General features: G+C 49.4%; 31 protein-coding genes. 9 read left to right on the top strand and 22 right to left on the bottom strand.

Annotation, left to right across the window (positions count from 1 at the left end):
- Positions 1-120 precede the first annotated feature (120 nt).
- From ADK28_RS16830 to ADK28_RS31620, 15 genes are all read right to left on the bottom strand, one after another.
- Entirely contained in the window at positions 121-618 is a 498-nt protein-coding gene (locus tag ADK28_RS16830; protein WP_048796178.1) for a hypothetical protein, read from the bottom strand.
- A 1,794-nt stretch (positions 619-2,412) separates the two neighbouring features.
- On the bottom strand, positions 2,413-2,673 hold the full coding sequence (locus ADK28_RS16820) for a hypothetical protein (protein ID WP_048796176.1): 261 nt from the start codon (positions 2,671-2,673) through the stop codon (positions 2,413-2,415).
- A 228-nt stretch (positions 2,674-2,901) separates the two neighbouring features.
- Entirely contained in the window at positions 2,902-3,513 is a 612-nt protein-coding gene (locus ADK28_RS29275; protein ID WP_053091614.1) for a hypothetical protein, read from the bottom strand.
- Entirely contained in the window at positions 3,510-4,118 is a 609-nt protein-coding gene (locus ADK28_RS16805) for a 3'-5' exonuclease (protein WP_048796174.1), read from the bottom strand. Before ADK28_RS16805 ends, ADK28_RS29275 begins: the two co-directional genes overlap by 4 nt.
- On the bottom strand, positions 4,111-4,371 hold the full coding sequence (locus ADK28_RS16800) for a DUF7446 family protein (RefSeq protein WP_048796173.1): 261 nt from the start codon (positions 4,369-4,371) through the stop codon (positions 4,111-4,113). Before ADK28_RS16800 ends, ADK28_RS16805 begins: the two co-directional genes overlap by 8 nt.
- Positions 4,368-4,565 (bottom strand): hypothetical protein, encoded by a 198-nt coding sequence (locus tag ADK28_RS31635; RefSeq protein ID WP_152929715.1) that lies wholly within the window; start codon positions 4,563-4,565, stop codon positions 4,368-4,370. Before ADK28_RS31635 ends, ADK28_RS16800 begins: the two co-directional genes overlap by 4 nt.
- Entirely contained in the window at positions 4,558-4,923 is a 366-nt protein-coding gene (locus ADK28_RS31630) for a hypothetical protein (RefSeq protein WP_152929714.1), read from the bottom strand. Before ADK28_RS31630 ends, ADK28_RS31635 begins: the two co-directional genes overlap by 8 nt.
- Positions 4,920-5,228, bottom strand: a complete 309-nt coding sequence (locus tag ADK28_RS16790) for a hypothetical protein (RefSeq protein ID WP_048796171.1) — start codon at positions 5,226-5,228, stop codon at positions 4,920-4,922. Before ADK28_RS16790 ends, ADK28_RS31630 begins: the two co-directional genes overlap by 4 nt.
- A 39-nt stretch (positions 5,229-5,267) precedes the next feature.
- A complete protein-coding gene (locus ADK28_RS16785) occupies positions 5,268-5,891 on the bottom strand; it encodes an MT-A70 family methyltransferase (RefSeq protein WP_048796170.1) in 624 nt (207 codons plus the stop codon).
- Entirely contained in the window at positions 5,888-6,673 is a 786-nt protein-coding gene (locus tag ADK28_RS16780; protein WP_048796169.1) for a phosphoadenosine phosphosulfate reductase family protein, read from the bottom strand. Before ADK28_RS16780 ends, ADK28_RS16785 begins: the two co-directional genes overlap by 4 nt.
- Positions 6,674-6,836: 163 nt before the next feature.
- Positions 6,837-7,238, bottom strand: a complete 402-nt coding sequence (locus ADK28_RS16775; protein ID WP_048796168.1) for a hypothetical protein — start codon at positions 7,236-7,238, stop codon at positions 6,837-6,839.
- A gap of 470 nt (positions 7,239-7,708) precedes the next feature.
- The gene (locus ADK28_RS30205) at positions 7,709-8,107 is read right to left on the bottom strand and encodes a Ref family recombination enhancement nuclease (RefSeq protein ID WP_075202088.1); all 399 of its coding nucleotides are present in this window, start codon (positions 8,105-8,107) and stop codon (positions 7,709-7,711) included.
- On the bottom strand, positions 8,104-8,340 hold the full coding sequence (locus tag ADK28_RS31625; RefSeq protein WP_075202087.1) for a hypothetical protein: 237 nt from the start codon (positions 8,338-8,340) through the stop codon (positions 8,104-8,106). Before ADK28_RS31625 ends, ADK28_RS30205 begins: the two co-directional genes overlap by 4 nt.
- A complete protein-coding gene (locus ADK28_RS16760; RefSeq protein ID WP_048796166.1) occupies positions 8,333-8,779 on the bottom strand; it encodes a hypothetical protein in 447 nt (148 codons plus the stop codon). Before ADK28_RS16760 ends, ADK28_RS31625 begins: the two co-directional genes overlap by 8 nt.
- Positions 8,776-9,270 carry a hypothetical protein gene (locus tag ADK28_RS31620; protein WP_075202086.1) on the bottom strand — a complete coding sequence of 165 codons (495 nt, stop codon included), beginning with the start codon at positions 9,268-9,270 and terminating at the stop codon, positions 8,776-8,778. The genes ADK28_RS16760 and ADK28_RS31620 overlap by 4 nt, the downstream gene beginning before the upstream one ends.
- A gap of 148 nt (positions 9,271-9,418) precedes the next feature.
- On the opposite strand from ADK28_RS31620, the gene ADK28_RS16755 reads away from it, so the two are divergent.
- The 8 genes from ADK28_RS16755 (at position 9,419) to ADK28_RS16730 (ending at position 12,763) form a co-directional block, all read left to right on the top strand.
- Positions 9,419-10,048 carry an XRE family transcriptional regulator gene (locus tag ADK28_RS16755; protein WP_048796165.1) on the top strand — a complete coding sequence of 210 codons (630 nt, stop codon included), beginning with the start codon at positions 9,419-9,421 and terminating at the stop codon, positions 10,046-10,048.
- An 80-nt stretch (positions 10,049-10,128) separates the two neighbouring features.
- Positions 10,129-10,500, top strand: coding sequence for a hypothetical protein (locus ADK28_RS16750; RefSeq protein WP_048796164.1), 372 nt, complete (start codon positions 10,129-10,131; stop codon positions 10,498-10,500).
- A 156-nt stretch (positions 10,501-10,656) separates the two neighbouring features.
- The gene (locus ADK28_RS16745; protein WP_048796163.1) at positions 10,657-11,304 is read left to right on the top strand and encodes a ParA family protein; all 648 of its coding nucleotides are present in this window, start codon (positions 10,657-10,659) and stop codon (positions 11,302-11,304) included.
- A gap of 12 nt (positions 11,305-11,316) precedes the next feature.
- The gene (locus tag ADK28_RS16740; protein ID WP_048796162.1) at positions 11,317-11,571 is read left to right on the top strand and encodes a hypothetical protein; all 255 of its coding nucleotides are present in this window, start codon (positions 11,317-11,319) and stop codon (positions 11,569-11,571) included.
- Positions 11,572-11,633: 62 nt separating this feature from the next.
- Positions 11,634-11,783 (top strand): hypothetical protein, encoded by a 150-nt coding sequence (locus ADK28_RS32490; RefSeq protein ID WP_193392136.1) that lies wholly within the window; start codon positions 11,634-11,636, stop codon positions 11,781-11,783.
- A gap of 15 nt (positions 11,784-11,798) precedes the next feature.
- On the top strand, positions 11,799-12,065 hold the full coding sequence (locus tag ADK28_RS16735) for a hypothetical protein (RefSeq protein WP_048796161.1): 267 nt from the start codon (positions 11,799-11,801) through the stop codon (positions 12,063-12,065).
- 13 nt (positions 12,066-12,078) lie between these two features.
- Positions 12,079-12,465 (top strand): hypothetical protein, encoded by a 387-nt coding sequence (locus ADK28_RS31615; protein ID WP_152929713.1) that lies wholly within the window; start codon positions 12,079-12,081, stop codon positions 12,463-12,465.
- Between the two features lie 31 nt (positions 12,466-12,496).
- Positions 12,497-12,763 (top strand): hypothetical protein, encoded by a 267-nt coding sequence (locus ADK28_RS16730; protein ID WP_048796160.1) that lies wholly within the window; start codon positions 12,497-12,499, stop codon positions 12,761-12,763.
- Positions 12,764-12,820: 57 nt separating this feature from the next.
- On the opposite strand, the gene ADK28_RS16725 is transcribed toward ADK28_RS16730, so the two are convergent.
- The 5 genes from ADK28_RS16725 to ADK28_RS16705 all read right to left on the bottom strand — a co-directional run bounded on the left by ADK28_RS16725 (position 12,821) and on the right by ADK28_RS16705 (position 14,988).
- Positions 12,821-13,117 (bottom strand): hypothetical protein, encoded by a 297-nt coding sequence (locus ADK28_RS16725; RefSeq protein WP_053091615.1) that lies wholly within the window; start codon positions 13,115-13,117, stop codon positions 12,821-12,823.
- A gap of 155 nt (positions 13,118-13,272) precedes the next feature.
- Positions 13,273-13,533, bottom strand: a complete 261-nt coding sequence (locus ADK28_RS16720) for a hypothetical protein (protein WP_048796159.1) — start codon at positions 13,531-13,533, stop codon at positions 13,273-13,275.
- A gap of 103 nt (positions 13,534-13,636) precedes the next feature.
- Positions 13,637-13,942: a hypothetical protein gene (locus ADK28_RS16715; RefSeq protein ID WP_048796158.1), complete on the bottom strand. Its 306-nt coding sequence runs from the start codon at positions 13,940-13,942 to the stop codon at positions 13,637-13,639.
- A 41-nt stretch (positions 13,943-13,983) separates the two neighbouring features.
- Positions 13,984-14,295 (bottom strand): hypothetical protein, encoded by a 312-nt coding sequence (locus tag ADK28_RS16710; protein ID WP_048796157.1) that lies wholly within the window; start codon positions 14,293-14,295, stop codon positions 13,984-13,986.
- A 165-nt stretch (positions 14,296-14,460) separates the two neighbouring features.
- On the bottom strand, positions 14,461-14,988 hold the full coding sequence (locus ADK28_RS16705; protein WP_048796156.1) for a hypothetical protein: 528 nt from the start codon (positions 14,986-14,988) through the stop codon (positions 14,461-14,463).
- Between the two features lie 200 nt (positions 14,989-15,188).
- Here ADK28_RS16705 and ADK28_RS16700 point away from each other — a divergent pair, with 200 nt between their 5' ends.
- Positions 15,189-15,500, top strand: coding sequence for a hypothetical protein (locus tag ADK28_RS16700; protein WP_048796155.1), 312 nt, complete (start codon positions 15,189-15,191; stop codon positions 15,498-15,500).
- Between the two features lie 32 nt (positions 15,501-15,532).
- Here the strand turns inward: ADK28_RS16700 and ADK28_RS16695 are convergent, their stop codons facing one another.
- The gene (locus tag ADK28_RS16695; protein ID WP_048796154.1) at positions 15,533-15,946 is read right to left on the bottom strand and encodes a type II toxin-antitoxin system HicB family antitoxin; all 414 of its coding nucleotides are present in this window, start codon (positions 15,944-15,946) and stop codon (positions 15,533-15,535) included.
- Between the two features lie 45 nt (positions 15,947-15,991).
- Complete coding sequence (locus ADK28_RS30190; RefSeq protein ID WP_075202085.1) at positions 15,992-16,177, bottom strand: type II toxin-antitoxin system HicA family toxin; 186 nt, start codon at positions 16,175-16,177, stop codon at positions 15,992-15,994.
- Positions 16,178-16,593 lie beyond the last annotated feature (416 nt).

Below are 16,593 nucleotides of genomic sequence, written 5' to 3'. Positions count from 1 at the left end.
ACGGCAATATCAAAATCGGTTATTTTTGGACCTTTTGCCCTGTGAGGGGATGGTGTCGCGGGCGGCTCCAGCCAGTCCGCAACACCTATTGAATGTTGTAACTATTAGTCCTGGGCAGCGTTAGGACGTCAGCCAGTAAACGCGGGCCCCTGCTCTCTCGGCCAGATGAGCACGTAAACCAGCAATGTTCGGGTGTATCTTTGAAAACCTCGCTTCCATATGTTGCGCATCGTCTACAATGAATACGCGGTGAAAACTGAGCGCCTGTAGGTCTCCAACACGAATCCACCAGCTAGGATCAAGATCATGGTGCTGCATCAGCCACTTGGCTTGTTCATCGGTTGTCGCGATTACAGCACGTTCACCAGCTGCGCGAGCGGCCTTGAGAATCGAAATAGCAGTAGACGTTACACATGTACGCGGCATCATCGGAATATCAATGAACGTCGCACCGATTCCAGCCAACTTTGTCCGAGTCTCCAGAACTTCGGTGATAACGCTCACCACATCGGCACACTCTCTCGCAAAATCCTGATCGTCAATTACGGCAGCTTCATGCTGGGCCCCGCTGAATTGTGCTAACCGGCTCAACAATTGAGTGTGTGTTAATTTTTCCATGCTGATTCTGCCTCGCGGACAATAAAAAAGCCCACCAGCTGCAAACTAGTAGGCTTTGAATATGGCTATGGGATGGCCTTGTAAGAGGATGCCACTTAACGCGAGTGGCCCCGGCACTATTTTATCCGTGTCTATCGAGGGATTAGGCTTACCCCGTTTACGCGCATCGGACGGCCCGGCTTAAGATGGAATCGCCTGGGAAAACTCGCGGAAAATGGAATTAAACCGCGCCATCGTTTCAAACTTTACATAACCGGCTGGGCTCTGGCTGTGCTTGACGGCCCCAACCAACTGATGAATGGTGCAGAACCCATGCGGTTATGTGCTCCGTAACGTGGAGCGGACGGCCTTCTTTTAAGCCTCACGGGGCATTCTTTAACCGGGAGTGAGCTTAACCGGTTTCACTGCCGTGACAGGGAGGGCTACTTGTCGTTCACCTTCTCCAGAACACACCTCTCATACTGACAAGGGGCGACCCGTTCTGAATCGAATTATTGTTGTGACACCAGGGCGCTACCCCTGCTTACTTCCGGCCGCTCGGTTTACTGTATTGGCGGTATGGTGGCCGCCCAGCCGATTTCCGGTCTTCCTCCCGCCTGCGGTGCAGTACGCTTGTACACATCACAACGGTAAGAGCACTACCTTTGACCACCTTACGACGCGTGGGCCGTTACGCGGGCTCTGCGACCTAACTACCTCGCCACCAGCGGCGGTAACACAGCTGCTGTCCATATATCCGGTGTAATGCTCTTGCCTGTTGTGTGCTGGTCTCTCCCAGCCGTCACGGCATCTGCCTTCCGTCCTCGGCACACATTGCCGGTTTAGGTGCTTGGACGTTTCGCCAATCAGGTTACTTTGTCGTCTCCGTCTCCGGGCGTAGTGTTAGTTTGTGGTGGCCGGTCCTATCTCAATTCCGGCGCTTTCGATGCGCTTCTCAGTCCAGCGGCTTTACCCGTTCCTTAGCTCCACGCATTCACCACAATCAAAAAGAGCGATCCCCTCAGCTATGCGGCTTGGCTGGGAACCGTAATTCCGCCGCCTGTAGGTACAGTTTTTCACGCCCGCGCTCTTTGATTGTGGCGCTGTTTTTCCAGCTGTCAGCGCCTAAACTACGGGTGGCGCGTCCCCTACTCGATTACGCTCAAGTCGCCCAGCGGCCGTCTACTTCCGGCTGTCACTGCCGTCGAGAGTGCTGGCATCTCACCGTTTTTACAGTTGACGTCTGGCGGTCTTTCCCTGCGGTCACTACTACCCTGGTGCAAAACAACCTGCTTAACGCAACAACTCCACGTTATGAAAAAGACTATACCAAAGGGCCAAAATAAACAACACGATTTGTAGTTTTTGATTCAAATAAATTAATTAAAACTACAATTTGTGACGAGCAGTCCAGAATCATTAGCCATTTCTAGTGTGAAAATTACCATCTGTGACGCGTCACAGCTATTTGCCGTTGAGTAGTAACTTATTTCGGCCGGTTGTCTGCCAGCATTGAGAATCACCGGCGCACACGCACCCAGAAAGATCGCCGGGAGCGCAGTCACCGCACCTTTCGCAATGTTGGGCCTGGATTTTCGCCATTTGCCGCTTTAGCCTGGCGTGGTCCTCCCTGATTAACAGCGCTATGTATTCGTTGAGGTCATAAGGTGATCGAAACAAACGACGCCCAGCGGCGCTATCCTGCAACATGGCCAGCTCTTGAGGCTCCAGCTTTACCCTAAGTTCGGTTAACCCACGTTTCTTATCTCGCTGGCGCTGGGCGCGCTTCCGTTCGGCGTCAGGTGTTTTCATCATTTAACCTGCTGTTGAGTGAACAGCGCCCGGAAAGTCGAGCGTATATCCCCCGAAATCCGCCTCTAGTTTCGATGCTGCGCGGCAAAATTCACCGCCGTTTTGTTCCTGCTCACTTTCTATCTCATGCGTGCGGGTGGCATCGATAACCCCGATGGACGGATCGCCTATGGTGAAAAACTCCAGCCGTTTGGACGGGCAGCGGTTTAGCACCTCCTGCAATTCTTCCAGCCATTTCTTTTCTGCTTTGGTTAGCTTTGCCATCTACTTACCCCCTTGTTAGCCTGGCGTCTGGCATGACGTATCATCGACCGACGGTGGATTATTTTTGCTGTGTAGCTCAAATATCCGACGCTGTGGGCTGCCTTCGCGTTACGCCACATATAACTTGCTGCCATGCTGATAAGAAATCCCGCGATGGTTAGGCCAGTTGCCAGGCAGACAGTGAAGCCGACAATCGCGATGATGTAGCTGATGATGGATACAATCATTCTACTCATCCCCCTCGACCTTGAAGCCCTGGCGCCGCAGATAAATGGCGCTTTGTGTTATCCCGTCGTTAAGCCCTTCCGTGTATTCGGTATCGTTATCACCATCACCGCATAATTGAGGCAACCGCACCGGCGTAGTCAGCTTGGCCTCTGCCGCTTCCAGTTCGCCTATGCGCACTTTTTGAGCCTCATATATAGTGGCCATCGCTTCCATACCGCTTTTAAGGGCTTCAATGATCTCTTTCGCTTCGGCGTATGCCTCTAAAATAACGTCAAATAGATTGCCGTCATTCAGCACTTTAGCCAATTCAGGCTTATAGGCAACGTGATCAGCAGCGGGGTCCTGCACGTTATAGACGTAGCAATCAAACGCCCCCATTAAGCGAGCATAACCGCCGTGGCCATCAACCAAAACTTGCCAGGCGCACAACAGAAACATCTTTTCTTCGCGAGATAACTCCGTATTGGCCAGCTCCTCAGCAATAGGGCCAACGGTGTTACGACACCAACGATCCTCTACGCGTTCGGCTGCATGGTAGAGTTTCCATAGCTGGGCTAACTCATCATCACCAGGGCGAGCCTGCTTCATTACGTGTACTGTATGCGTTGTCATGGTTTAGCCGCTCCACCAGCAGCAACGGCGCGAATAACACCGATCGTCGTTTTAACATCGCATAAAGCCCGGTGGGCGGTCCCTTCTATTTTTACCCCTTGCTGTTCCGCCGCATAGCTCAGACGCTGCCAGCGGTAACTATTGCGCTCGGCGTTCCAGTCCCCCCAAAACTCAGCGTAGGCCAGCATCGCGCATTGCACATCACTTAGTGCAGACGCAAGATCATCAACTCCATTGACACTAACAGGGCTTTTATCGAATGTCTGTTTGATAAGCCGCGCATCAAAAGCTGAATTCCACATAACAACTGTATTACCCGTCATCACCTCTGTTACAGCATAATGAATATCCGCCCATGTAGGCGCAGTGGCGACCATCTCGTTTGTGATGCCATGAATGTTAGCGGCATCTTCCGGGATCGGCTTTTGGGGTTTAACGAGCGTATCAAGCAAGACACGGCCACTGGCCGTCACTATGCTTATCTCTACGATCTCATCATCGTTGCCAAGGCCCGTTGTCTCCGTATCAACAACAATGCAATCATCAGACAACCAACGCTGAAATAGCGTCACTATCAGTTGTTGCCTTACTTGAGAATTATTCATGATCTCCTCCTACCATTATCTTTTCAGCCTTTAGCACCATGCGGCCACCACCATCAATGTCCCAGCCAATTTCCCCGCCCTCATCAATGACCATCTGCCAAACCATTTGCGCGGCTTCATTGGTAACATCACGCCCCCGATCGTTTCCTACGCGCTGGCGCTGTCCCGGACCAATATCACGCATTTTTGCCAGTTGAATTGTTTTAGTCAGCGGGGAATAACCCAACTGTAATTTCGCAGTATTATTGGTCATTGTAGTGGGCTCGCTTTCCCATACTTCACCGCATCACCAGCTGACATACCAATGTTTAACCAGTAGCTCAGCGCCAATAAAATATCGTCACGACTTTTACAGTTACAGGCGTTAACAAACTCCTGGACAGTCTTAACTGCCAACGCTTGCATTTCTTCCTCTGTTAAGCGCGGAGGAATGCTATTTTTACCCATGTTCTTTCCCTTCCCTGCGTTCTGTTCCCAGTGAGTAGCGAGCGTCAACCGGGTCAACGTCGTCTGAATCGCCGTCATCATCAGTACCGATATAATCACAACTGACGCTACTGGCCATCGCAATACAGCAGATGTTACAGCAGCGATACCCCATGATTTCGCCATCAAATTTATAGCGTGCTGACCGGTGTTCTTCGCCTTTAACTATGGGGCCAGCGCAAATATGACAGGTATAGTCACCACGGCTAATAACAATATTATTAGATAACTCACAGTCGCCAGGCGTGCCAAAATCGCCCTGAAATAGATCGAACTCTAACGCGTCTGATGATTGCTCATTGCTTAACTTATTGGTCATGCTGAGGCTCCCGTGGTGAATGATGCAGCATTGGCATGAACAGAAAAAAGCAGGTGATCTAGCTTGGAGCTGCGGCTCGACAGGCTGGGGTGCTTAATCTGATTGGCTTTGATGAAATAGACGGATTTGCCGCGCCGGTACTTCTCCAGTTCGCCGTTCTCGGTCATACGGCTTAGTTGGCACGCGACGGAATCGGATCGCACTTCCGGTTTAATCTGGCGGTAACCCTCCAGTATCTGGCGATGAGTGATCTCGCCATTGCCGATGGTCTGGCGGATGTAATCGCGGATAGTTAGTTGATTCATGACGTGAATGTTCCCCGCTCAATGCTAACGACAATATATTCACTCATTATCACTATCCTTTGGACATTCATTTAAAATGGCGGAAACACCAATGGCGCGAGCTGGCAATAAATCCACAGCTGGCGATCCACACTGATTCCCCCAACAGTCGAAACCATGCGAGGATTGACGGGCAAAAAGCTCAATACGCGGTATGTCGCCCAGTAGTTGAACCAATTTTTCTCTGACATGATCCGGTTTGCGGGAATGTTCCGTGTGACGTGGCGCAGTGAACGACTGGACAATCCCGGCGTTAAGGCGATCGGGTAATTTACCTTTAACCGCAAAAAGACAGTCCTCGCTATTGGCTCTGGTCATGTGTCCCATCCCAAGAGCAAGTTTATCGGTCTGCCGTAGGTAGCTCTTATTCCACGTAAAGCCCTTCATAGTCATCAGTTTGAATCCCCAGGCATCAACCACTTTTAGGGCCTCTAGCGGCTGGGTAGGCACCCACCACATAGCCAATAAGCAACTTTCGGCAGCAAGCTCCCACACAGGGAGGCGGCAAATATCCATAACAGTCATCGTTGGGTACTTAAACCCAGCCCCTCGGTCTCCAGACTTGGCCTTATCTCGATAGCTCCACGGCGGGTCGACATAAATCAACGTGTATTTTTTATTCACATCGCCACCTCAATAATTTTCACAGGTATGCCGATATGCTCATCAAGCCATACTTGGTGTTTGCCCTTCATAAACATGGTGTGGCCGATCCGTCGTTCTAGTTCGATATAACGCTGGTACAGCTCTGGGTTTTGTTCAGCGCCGTGGCGCAGATCATTACGGCTTCCCATGATGCAGAACACGCACGATAGGCGCTCATTCTGCTGATAAGCCCAGAAAGGCTTTTGCCCCGAGTTGGCGATCATCTGGAACACATCGACGGTGGAAAAATTGAATATTGGCAACCAGTCCCAGACAGCGCGGCCTTTGACTGTTTGCCCTGGCTTGGCCTTGAGTGCTGTGCGGCGTGAACGTGCAGCAGACTCAGCAGCGCGCAGCCCCATACAATTCACAGCGATGCCACCGCCACGCTTTGCCATATCCCGGCGTATGAACTTCTCAATCGGGCCGCGCTTGAGATCACTTGTGCATTGCCGGTGTTGGGCGCTAGGCCACATGCCACGCCGTTCGACCATCCCCAGAAAAGTTTTACCGGCCTGCACAACATTTAGCGGGTGGGTAATTGTCGCGTTGATGTGGTCAATCACCCCTGGCCATTCAACGTCACCAAGGCTTGCGTGTACTACAACGATTTGATCGCTAGGGATGTGCTGGCACATCAGCGCATACATGGCTTGCGAGTCCTTACCACCAGAGTGAGATACATAGAAAATTGCGCCAGCTTCGATCAGTTGAATAATTTCCTGTTGGAATGCAGGTTTATTGTTATTAGCTTCCGTCACAGTGCCTCCTCAATGAGACGGGCATTCTTTCCCGTGTTTCCGTAGTAGTCGCCGGAATCCCACTTAATGATCGCTTTAAGGTTGTTTCTGAGCGCGGCTGGAATACGCTTGCGGGTGTAACGCATTTGACGACGCTTTTCGACGTAACAATTACGCACTCTCATTAGCAGCCCCTCTCGCATTTCGTACATGTGCCGCCGTTATAGGGTCCGGCGTAATACTCGCTTTCGCTAATGAATCGGCCACAATCGGGACACTGATGACGCGGGGAAATATTGCGTTCTCGGGTGGGTTTGCGAAGGGTGATATTTTTGCCCTCCAGCGCCGTGGCTAACTTCACGTCCTGACTATCAACGGCGTGTTTTATGTGTGCATCTGCATAATCTTTAGGCCACGGAATATCGCTCTCTCGCATGGCGTTTTGTTGCAGCGCTTCAATTTTGGTAAAGGTCTGGGCTTTACGGAGATCGGTCACATATCCCGCGCCAGACTTCCCCCACCATAACAGGTCATTTCCCGAGTAATTACGGGAGTCTTGAAGGTAATACAGTTCGTTGTTTTCCATTGTCGAGGTCTCAACTGTTTGTATGATATATTTATATCAATATATATTTATATCTTTACTGCTAGCGCAATATCCCCAGGTAGTTGGCTACGTGTTGTCGTGCCTTTGCCAATTTCCGTTTGTACGTCCGTAAAGAGAGTCCGAGAGCGTGGGCCTTATCCAGTTGTGTCGGGGCTCCGTCGAGGCTCTTAGGGGCCCACGCTCCGTACTCAACCCGTAAAATTAATGCGGCGACCTTATCAACAGCGGTTAATGACATAACCGCCGCCTCTACGCCCGTTTCTATGTCGTCTCGGGGTTCTCCTCCACCACCGGAAAACTGACAACGTGTCACCATCATCATTTCCAGCATCGAAGAGAAGCCACTACGCGAATTGCACCCAGTAACGATCCAGCGCGCCCAAAGCTCTAACCGGCGCTCCAGGGTCATCCCTCTTATTTGGTGCATATCAAACCCCTCGGTTACGGCCTCACTTAAAGTCTTTCGGCATATCGCCGGTACTGAGATCGAAACCAATGGTGGCTTTTATCGAGTCGCTAAGCCGCTCCCATGCCATTGCACACAACAATTCATCAGGACCGTAAACAGCAACAAAGCGAGGACCATTACTGGCAACGGGATGACGAACGGCAACACCAACGGGGAGGCCATCAGGGGCTACACCACGGTGATGTGTGCTGCAAATACCGTAACCGCGAAAATGGCAATTCCGATCAGTGCTGCCGTAATCCGGGTCGTGATGAAACTCCGTCCATGCGGCCGGGTTGTCTATTTCTCGGCCGTCGATGATGCAAGGGATACAACCAATGTCCCGAACACAGGCATCGATATAGAGCTTTTCATTTTTTGTGGGCTTACGGCCGTTCATATCCGGCCCTCTTTCATGTACCGGCTAAATTCACCAATAAGCACTTTGTAAGCGTCACGGGCGCGCGGATTCGTCGCCAACTCAGCACGGGAGGTGATGCCGCACAACTGGCGCAAACCATCAGCCGCAGATTCTTTATCTGAGACTGGCCAGCGTAATTTGCTTTCAAGAAACTTGAAAAATTTAGGGTTCTGACAGAATCGGACAGCGCCAAGGACATATGGATCAGCCACGTTCGCGCCCTCCCCGTTGTTGGCGCTGGTAGCACTCGGAAAAAGCCTCAAGCGGCGACATGTACACGCGGCGCTTTTCGAGTGTGGCCATTTTGTTGGGGGCCAGCGCAACATAGAGAAAATCGTTGGTGATTGGGATTTCGCCACTACCGAGCATCCGGGGAAGAATCCCAGGTAACAGGCAGAAAACAGAGCGGTACTGAGCCAAATAGTTGTATTCAGAAACGGTATCAACGCCGGTCACTATTGTGACGGTGTAACTGTAATTTCTACCCAGCAACACGCTATTTAAATTGCGGTGCTTTTTGTCGGCGTCACAAATATCGGAGCCGTTATCAATATGTCTTACCGAATATCCACCGGTCAGATCCTTAACTAAAGCATCAACGACCGCCTGTTGCTGCACGCGAGAAGTGCCGAGCAAAACGAGAATCATCATTGTGTAAGACTCCCCAACGCTGCATTTCTGGCCTCAGCAATCGCCCGGTGAATCAATTGCAGATCACCGGAGTCTTTCCCATCCTTAGCCAGCAACGCCACTGCGGAACGGACCTCACGGACAGTTACATGTGTGTATGCCCAGCGAGCGGTAATTTTTTCTCCGTAAAGGTTGCAACGCTCAGGAGGTAAATTCAGCTCTTTAAAAAGATCTTTCAGGCGGGAAATATCACGAACAAAAACCGAGCCAGTTAACCGACGAGTAACAGGCTCTTTGTCCTGGGATGCCTCTATTTTTTTTGCGACAAATGCTTGTAACAACTCACGAAAATCTATCTGATTATTAGAGCATTCAATTAGCCGCTGTTGGCTAGCTGGCGTGGGATAACGAGCGGCACGATACCAAGCACCCAAAGAAGATACCGAGAAGTTAAATTTAGCCGCACATGCCCGCTGTCCACCGTGCTGTGTTACCCAATCCTGTAGCGTCACGTTGCACCCTTTAAAAACTACAATTCGGGATCATAATTAACCACGATAAGGGATTTATCAAGATAAAAAACGACTTTTTGTAGTCATCACGCGAAATGCCTACAAAATGTGTTACGCTGACTACAATTTGAAGCGGAACTCTACTGAAATGAACGACGAAAAAATTACGATGGCCATCCAGGTAGGAAACCGGATCAGGCAAAAACGGCATGAGGCTAAATTGTCAGTCCAGGACCTTGAGGACCGTACTGGCATCCCTCGAAGCACAATCCAGAACTATGAGGCGGGTATACGACTAGCCCCGCTAAAAAGTATGAAAATACTGGGGGCAGCGCTGAAAGTGTCTCCGGCATGGTTAGCCACACTCAGTGATATGGAAGGGGAAAGCGACTCTCTCGCGTTTTCGCCGCTTCCGCGTATCGGATCACCCGAACCCCTCACCTCAGTTGCGTTTAACACGTCTTTAATAGAGGCAAAACGACTGAGGGTGAGCGATCTGGTAACAATGAAAATTGAAGATGATTTGTTAGCGCCAGACCTGCCAAAAGGGGCCGAAGTTCTGATAGATACCTCTACCAAATCCATAGAAAAGACTGATATTTATGCTATTAAAGATGATTCAGGTCGAATAATGTGCTTATGGGGTCGAAAAGAGATCGGTAAAAATGAGTGCCTTATCTACGCTACAAATGACACTCATTTCCCGCCAATTCGGATTACTGAATCAGAAAAGGTCGAGATTGTAGGTCGAGTTGTCACGATCGTTATGTGGCGTTAACAGGAAGCACGCGCGCCGTGCTTTTTGTTGCTTAAAATAACCACACGGCGGGTCAAAAACTACATATTGAGAAGCGCTATATGAAACAGGAACAATACCCCGCGTACACCATGCTAACCAATTCAGCTCTCTCCAACGCCCTAGCCCTTGAGTGCATGATCGAAGCGTATATAGACGAACAAGAAACGGGCCTTCTGGAATCAGCGTTCTGTATTGCCAGTGAACAGGTAGCGATTATCCGCAGCATTCGGGACATATCAGAGCCAGACCTGATACCGGAAATTATAAAACTGTCGGCCCGCTCGATTGGAGTGTCGCTCATGGTCTCCTCACTATCAGAATCCATCGAGAACGACGAAAAAACAGAATCAAGCGGAGAGCTACCAGAAGCAATTTTGACAATGATTAAAGGCTGCATTTTATCTATAAAAACAATGCGTTGCAATATATAGAATAAGTTACACTTGCGGGCTAAGGCCCGCCTTCAAAAAGATATAAATATATATTTATATCATTCGGTATTGCCTCCCATCATCTCCTATTGTATGCTCCCCTTGTGATATAAATATATATTTATATCAAACATCATAGAAACGGAGTCTCGACAAATGACCATTTCAATAGCCTTTGCATCCGGTAAAGGTGGAGTAACAAAATCAACGCTGGCCCGCGCCGTGGCCGTCTCATATGCAAAAGCTGACTGGAAAGTCATGGTTGGTGATCTGGATATCGGCCAGGCCACTTTTGCTAACTGGATGCGCCGCAGAATGAGCGCTCAGCTTGAGCCGGTGTTTGATGTACTGTCACTGGGAACGGTAACGCAACTGAAAAAGCACCAGGACAGCGAACAATATGATCTGGTAGTCGTCGACTGTGCCGCGTTTGCGTCAAAGTCCACCATTGAGATCGCCAATCAATGCGACCTTACCGTTATCCCAACGTCGTTTAGCCTTGATGACCTTGAATCTACCGTAAATACAGCTAACAGTCTGGTCCGCGCTGGCGTTCCTACCGAGAAGTTAGCGATCGCCTTTAGTGGCGTATCAGAGAACGAATCAGATTACGAGGGCGCGCGCGCCTACCTGGGAAAAACCCCCTATATCGTTATTGATGGATTTATCCCCCGTAAACCAGCCCTCAGTAAGGCGCAGGACACGGGAAGGAGCATTGTTGAATGTCAGTATGCCGCACCTCGCCAACGCGCCGAGTACGTAATTCAGGGCATTATTGACCGTGTAGAAGCATTAACCGCGTAAGGAGTAAACCGAATGGCCGCGCCAAAAACCAAGCCACCAGCACGCAAAGTAACCAATAAAGGGGAGCCGCCAAAGCTGGAAGATACAGCGGCGGGAATTGAAACAACGGCCAAAGCAGGGCGGGAGTCCGATGGAGGAAAACAGCTACTTTTACGGCTCGATCCAGAGACCCACCGCGAGTTTAAAACTTATGCGTCATCGAACGATATCAAAATGAAAGAGCTGTTTGAGAAGATGTTCGCATTCTACAAAGCCAATCACGGCTAATTACAGTGAGGTGGCCACCGTTGGAGCGGTGACCACCTCGACACAACAAAGGGGTGTTTGTTATGTCTGAACAGCAATATATCAAGTTATACCGTACACGTCTAAAAGACCTCAGCCGCCTGCCCGCAGGGCGTCTAATGGCCCTGCTTTCTACTCGTCCTGAGTGGGTACGAAATGCTGTTATCAAAAGCCTGATGCGCGCCAGCGCTTAATGAGAGGGAACATCGATGACTAATGACCAAATTCAATTTCAACACATGCTGGAACAGTACCCAAGCCTTGCCGTGTACTGGGATTTTGAAGCGCGAGAAGTGAAAGTTAAAACGCCGGACGATCTCCCTTTGAGTAGTGGAGAAAAAATCCTTATGAGGTTCTTCCTGTCCGTGTGGTTTGGGCGGAACGTGGATTTTGACATAACCCGCGCAGCCGGTGTTTTAAGCACAGAAAACAAACGGATTATCACTCAGTGGTTCTTAGACCCGTTCTGGCCATAAACGGAGGTGCATCATGAAATTAGATAATTTAGATAACTGCCCGCAATGTGGCGAGGACATGTGCGAAGGTGATCGCCTTTGTCGAAGCTGCCAACAACAGGAAAACATAGATAACATGACTGAGGCGGACTACCTCTCTGCCGCCGTTAGCTCTCGGACGTTCTGTGACTATAGCGCCCTTGAGCGATCAAACCCACCTGGCGTGGCTTCTGCAACCTATCAGCTTGTTGACATATTATGGAAACCGGATGAGCCATATAGCGTCATAATGTTTCGAGGACCAGGACCAGGAGATTACAAAGAAACGCCATTCAAGACATTACAGTTTGCCGGTTGGGAAGGCACATTAGTAGCTAAACACGTAAACGATTGGTTTATATCCCAAGCCTCAAAAGAATAATTATTCTTGCGCTGTAGATAACGGAATTGACGTGAGCCAATGGGACCCAACCAACTACGAATTAGCCGCCAGTGGGCTTTTAGCGGACCTTATGAGGCATACGCGCGCGGAGCTGTCTTTTGATTCGTTCATGCGGCCGGTGATTAAAGTTCTGCCAGTTGGCGCGCTTTACCTGTCGACAACCAACGATGATGCGATGAGAGGTTTAGTTTCACGGGTAGTCAGTACTGAAACGCTTATGGGGATGATGAGTGAGGGATTAGCAAGGCTGGATAGAGAGAGAAAATCATTAAAATAAAGTCCTTGTGACGCGTCACACAGACAATAAGGGCCGCTCTTTGCGGCCCATTTTTTATCAATTCATTTCACGAAGCGCCGTAGAAAAATCAGCCTCATCGAGATAAACAGTGAAGGAATCGCAAAAGTAGTAAGGGCCGCTGATTACCATACGGTTTTCATCCATATATACGGATGCACCTTCCTGGTTCTCTTTAAGCCAGGTTAACGCGGTCTCAGCGTCAGAGCGGCGGTTTGATGAGTCGTAAGCGTCGTCGATACGCATTACAGAAGAACAATGAATAATGCCTTTAGCCTCAGCAAGGATAGATGCAATTTTTTTGAAAGCGTTACGGCGAATGGTTACATAGCTCATTGATTTATCTCCTCATATAGCCTTGACGATGCGTCCGGCCGATGAATAGATAATAGGACTTTTAGTCCTATCGCGCAAGTTATTTTTTGATATATTTATATAAATATATATTCATATCAGACAAAAAAGGCCCGCGTTATGCGGGCCCTTGATTATCAGTGTGCTTTTCCGGCTTCGCTCAGCGCCACAACCTGGCAGATCCCCGCCCAGGTCTTATATTTTTTCTCAACCTCTTTCAGACTATTGAACATCGTAACGCCGGGACCATTGTAAGCACGGCGCGCCGCGTTATCACAGAACATTTCCCACTGGTCCCAGTCTGCATGGTAACGCAGAGTCATCTTGTTTCCACGGGCTTCCAGGTAGTAAGTGCCATCGTTCTGGAGAGTGATCGCTGGGGCGGCTTTCTTAGTCATATTGTTTATCTCTTCAAATAGCCTTGACGGTGCGTCCGGCCGATGAATAGATAATAGGACTTTTAGTCCTAACGTGCAACTTATTTTTGATATAAATATATATTTATATCTTAACGATATCGAAAGCGGTGTTATCGGGGATCATGCCCAGCCCTGCCGCATACACCAGCAGACACCAGCCGCCGTAAGTCGGAGCCGGTGCGCCCGCTTTCCATTTACGTATGTTCCGTGGGTCAACGCCTACATACTGGCCAGCCTGAGACTCAGTGAACCCCGCCAGCTGTAGGACTAAACGCACATCATCAGGGGAAGGGCGTACCCAGCCTTTAGAGAACGGGCACAAGGTAGCCGGATTTAACCCTTGCTCGATGGCGCGCGCCTGAGCGTTCATGATATCAGCCGTAGTCATAATGGTTCCTTTAGCAAAAAGGCCCCCGAAGGGGCCTATTTTTATAAATGAGTATCCAAACCTGTCAGTTCGGTAAAGGTGGACTGTAATTCATCGCAATAGACATTTTCCACCGTGTCCACCAGCTGGGCATTCATCCCACGAATTTTCCACGCCTTGATACTGTAAGTATCTGCCGGGGTTAGCTCGATCCAGAGGCGGGAGATCCCATTTTTCACATAGTGGGCTTTCTTAGGTAAATCCAGCTGTAAACCGGAGGTTAGGGCCATATAGTTTTTAGCGCCGGTCATAGCTGTGAAGCGACGGCCGCCAAGCTGGGCGAGGATGGTGTTTGCGATTTCGATTGAGGTCATGGTTTCTATCTCTTCATGTGGCCTTGACACTATGTCCGGCCGATGAGTAGATAATAGGACTTTTAGTCCTATAATGCAAGCTATTTATGATATAAAGATATATTTATATCCATTTCCAGCGCTTCGGCATGAGCGGCATCAAGAGCGCGGCGACGTTGGGTATCGTTATCTAATTGAGTGAAATAAGGATAAGACGCGAGAGCAAGCCAGGCGCGGGCGGAGAGCTTGGACGTGGGCCGCGTCCGGTGTGGCGCCAACAATGTATTTTGCGGCAATAAATTTAAACCTGTTTTTCTCTGCCGCGCCGCCAGGGACTAACGCCTCAATCGATGCGAACTCTTTATCAAGCTCCGTATTCATTTCCAGAGCTTCGGCGTGGCACGCCTCTAAAACGCCATCGATGTTATGCTTGTTCATCAGGCTGATTCCAAAGATTACGCGGGCGTCGTGAATCGCGCGTTGTTCTGGCGTGATTTTGGCCCACTCAATGGCGGCGTTCATGTCCAGCGCTTCGGTATAGTCTGCATCAGCAATAGCGGCGATAACCTGAGAGATAACACGCGCCCCGTTAACACGCATCCAGATCGGATAACCTGTTTCCACATGAATACGGGATGTTTTAACTTCAACCTCCATCCGGGAAGTGAACAGGCGATACTCTTTACCGGTTTCTAACTTAATTGATTTGATCATCTTGTCTATCTCCTCATGTGGCCCTGACATTGTGTCCGGCCGATGAATAGATAATAGGACTTTTAGTCCTAACAAGCAAGCTGTTTTTGATATAAATATATATTTATATCTTCATGTATTCGGGTTGACTTAGCTATAGTTATTGATGTGACACATCTTTAGAGATAACATCGGGTGAAAACCCCTTATTGATGTGTCACATGAATAACCAAACCTCAAAGCGCCTCTCTGGGGTGCAAAAAGATATTCTGTTTGTCCTGTATGGTCTGACTGAGCGAAAAAGCCTAGCGGGCCCGCTTCCCGGAATGCAACTGCTACAAATCCTCAACCGTGGGCGGCTCAACCCCGTAGCCGATACCAATTTTCGGCGCTCCTGCCATACGCTGGCGCAAAATGGCTTACTCAACAAGTACCGCGATCGCCAGTCCTTAAAACTCGCTTTCGACCTGACGAGCACAGGCAAAGAAAACGCACGGAATATTTATCAGCACCGTATTTCAAAGATGGAATAACAATAGCCCACCAGCGGCGGGCTCACTAATTCTCAGGAACGGCGGGCCAACTCGTGGCGGGCGGCATCAGCCAAGAAACCACTACGGGAGGCGTAGATCCCACCGGACTTTTCAACAATCGAATCAATCCGCGCTAACAGGCCACCAGATAACGTGATCTGGACCCGTTTAGCTTTGCTGTCAAACTTCGTCATGTCGATGGATACGCCAGCCCAGATACCGCCCTGACAGTCCTCATCATTGAGATAATTTTCCATCGGCGCACCTTCTGGGATCTCGCAACCTTCATCAGCACTAAACTCAAAGTGAGCATTTAACGCGCTGTGGGCATCGGCTAACGCCTCTTCGAACGATTCCCCCGCAAAAATACAACCCGGCACGCCTGGGAAAAATCCGCTATAGCCGGGACCCATTTCTGTTTTGTGGATGTATGCTGGATAAAACATAATGTCTCTCTCACTATGGCGAGGATGGCCAGCGGCCACCTCCGGTTATTTTTTGAGCCCTGCCGTTTTTAAAATTGAATTAAGTGTGCCTTTGCTTAATTCTGATTTGGGGTGAGGCACTGTTACCACGTTGGGGGACTCGGGGTGTCTGAACTGGTGATGACTACCATTTACCCGTTTCAGTTCCCATCCCTGAGCCTCAAGCATCTTAATTAGATCCGCACTCCTCAATGTTCCGTCCCCGACCGCCTATTGATGTGTATATTATACACATTAATACTTCACTGTCAAAGGTGGTGTGTATGCTATGTGTATTGAATGGATGATTTAGCAAAAAACAACTCTATTTAACATAATGGATCTTATCGGCACCACGCCGGGAGTACTCAGTACAATATTGTGGCCAACTGGTCAAAAGAGAAAGTTTTCACCTCTAAAAAGCACCTCTTTTTATGTTGCCAATTTGTTAACATAAGATGTTTTTTACTTTCACCCTATTTTTAGCCTCTAGGGCTGGTTTTAAGCAGTTTTCCTCTATTCGAGGGTGATGGGTTGTCATTTTCATTTGATACCCACCAGCTGGCGAAAACAGGCGAGATTTTCAATCATCGCAACCGATCTAGCCCTTCATCCTGTAAGACGGGTTT

The organism is Serratia sp. 506_PEND, assembly GCF_001076875.1.
GTDB lineage: Bacteria > Pseudomonadota > Gammaproteobacteria > Enterobacterales > Enterobacteriaceae > Serratia > Serratia marcescens.
Note: the sequence above shows the minus strand (reverse complement) of the source record. Positions and strands in the feature narration are given on the sequence as shown.

Coding starts and splice junctions, on each gene's coding strand:
- ADK28_RS16830 (WP_048796178.1), bottom strand. CDS start 618: ATGGAAAAATTAACACACACTCAATTGTTGAGCCGGTTAGCACAATTC.
- ADK28_RS16820 (WP_048796176.1), bottom strand. CDS start 2,673: ATGGCAAAGCTAACCAAAGCAGAAAAGAAATGGCTGGAAGAATTGCAG.
- ADK28_RS29275 (WP_053091614.1), bottom strand. CDS start 3,513: ATGACAACGCATACAGTACACGTAATGAAGCAGGCTCGCCCTGGTGAT.
- ADK28_RS16805 (WP_048796174.1), bottom strand. CDS start 4,118: ATGAATAATTCTCAAGTAAGGCAACAACTGATAGTGACGCTATTTCAG.
- ADK28_RS16800 (WP_048796173.1), bottom strand. CDS start 4,371: ATGACCAATAATACTGCGAAATTACAGTTGGGTTATTCCCCGCTGACT.
- ADK28_RS31635 (WP_152929715.1), bottom strand. CDS start 4,565: ATGGGTAAAAATAGCATTCCTCCGCGCTTAACAGAGGAAGAAATGCAA.
- ADK28_RS31630 (WP_152929714.1), bottom strand. CDS start 4,923: ATGACCAATAAGTTAAGCAATGAGCAATCATCAGACGCGTTAGAGTTC.
- ADK28_RS16790 (WP_048796171.1), bottom strand. CDS start 5,228: ATGAATCAACTAACTATCCGCGATTACATCCGCCAGACCATCGGCAAT.
- ADK28_RS16775 (WP_048796168.1), bottom strand. CDS start 7,238: ATGGAAAACAACGAACTGTATTACCTTCAAGACTCCCGTAATTACTCG.
- ADK28_RS30205 (WP_075202088.1), bottom strand. CDS start 8,107: ATGAACGGCCGTAAGCCCACAAAAAATGAAAAGCTCTATATCGATGCC.
- ADK28_RS16760 (WP_048796166.1), bottom strand. CDS start 8,779: ATGATGATTCTCGTTTTGCTCGGCACTTCTCGCGTGCAGCAACAGGCG.
- ADK28_RS16755 (WP_048796165.1), top strand. CDS start 9,419: ATGAACGACGAAAAAATTACGATGGCCATCCAGGTAGGAAACCGGATC.
- ADK28_RS16750 (WP_048796164.1), top strand. CDS start 10,129: ATGAAACAGGAACAATACCCCGCGTACACCATGCTAACCAATTCAGCT.
- ADK28_RS16745 (WP_048796163.1), top strand. CDS start 10,657: ATGACCATTTCAATAGCCTTTGCATCCGGTAAAGGTGGAGTAACAAAA.
- ADK28_RS16740 (WP_048796162.1), top strand. CDS start 11,317: ATGGCCGCGCCAAAAACCAAGCCACCAGCACGCAAAGTAACCAATAAA.
- ADK28_RS32490 (WP_193392136.1), top strand. CDS start 11,634: ATGTCTGAACAGCAATATATCAAGTTATACCGTACACGTCTAAAAGAC.
- ADK28_RS16735 (WP_048796161.1), top strand. CDS start 11,799: ATGACTAATGACCAAATTCAATTTCAACACATGCTGGAACAGTACCCA.
- ADK28_RS31615 (WP_152929713.1), top strand. CDS start 12,079: ATGAAATTAGATAATTTAGATAACTGCCCGCAATGTGGCGAGGACATG.
- ADK28_RS16725 (WP_053091615.1), bottom strand. CDS start 13,117: ATGAGCTATGTAACCATTCGCCGTAACGCTTTCAAAAAAATTGCATCT.
- ADK28_RS16720 (WP_048796159.1), bottom strand. CDS start 13,533: ATGACTAAGAAAGCCGCCCCAGCGATCACTCTCCAGAACGATGGCACT.
- ADK28_RS16715 (WP_048796158.1), bottom strand. CDS start 13,942: ATGACTACGGCTGATATCATGAACGCTCAGGCGCGCGCCATCGAGCAA.
- ADK28_RS16710 (WP_048796157.1), bottom strand. CDS start 14,295: ATGACCTCAATCGAAATCGCAAACACCATCCTCGCCCAGCTTGGCGGC.
- ADK28_RS16705 (WP_048796156.1), bottom strand. CDS start 14,988: ATGATCAAATCAATTAAGTTAGAAACCGGTAAAGAGTATCGCCTGTTC.
- ADK28_RS16700 (WP_048796155.1), top strand. CDS start 15,189: ATGAATAACCAAACCTCAAAGCGCCTCTCTGGGGTGCAAAAAGATATT.
- ADK28_RS16695 (WP_048796154.1), bottom strand. CDS start 15,946: ATGTTTTATCCAGCATACATCCACAAAACAGAAATGGGTCCCGGCTAT.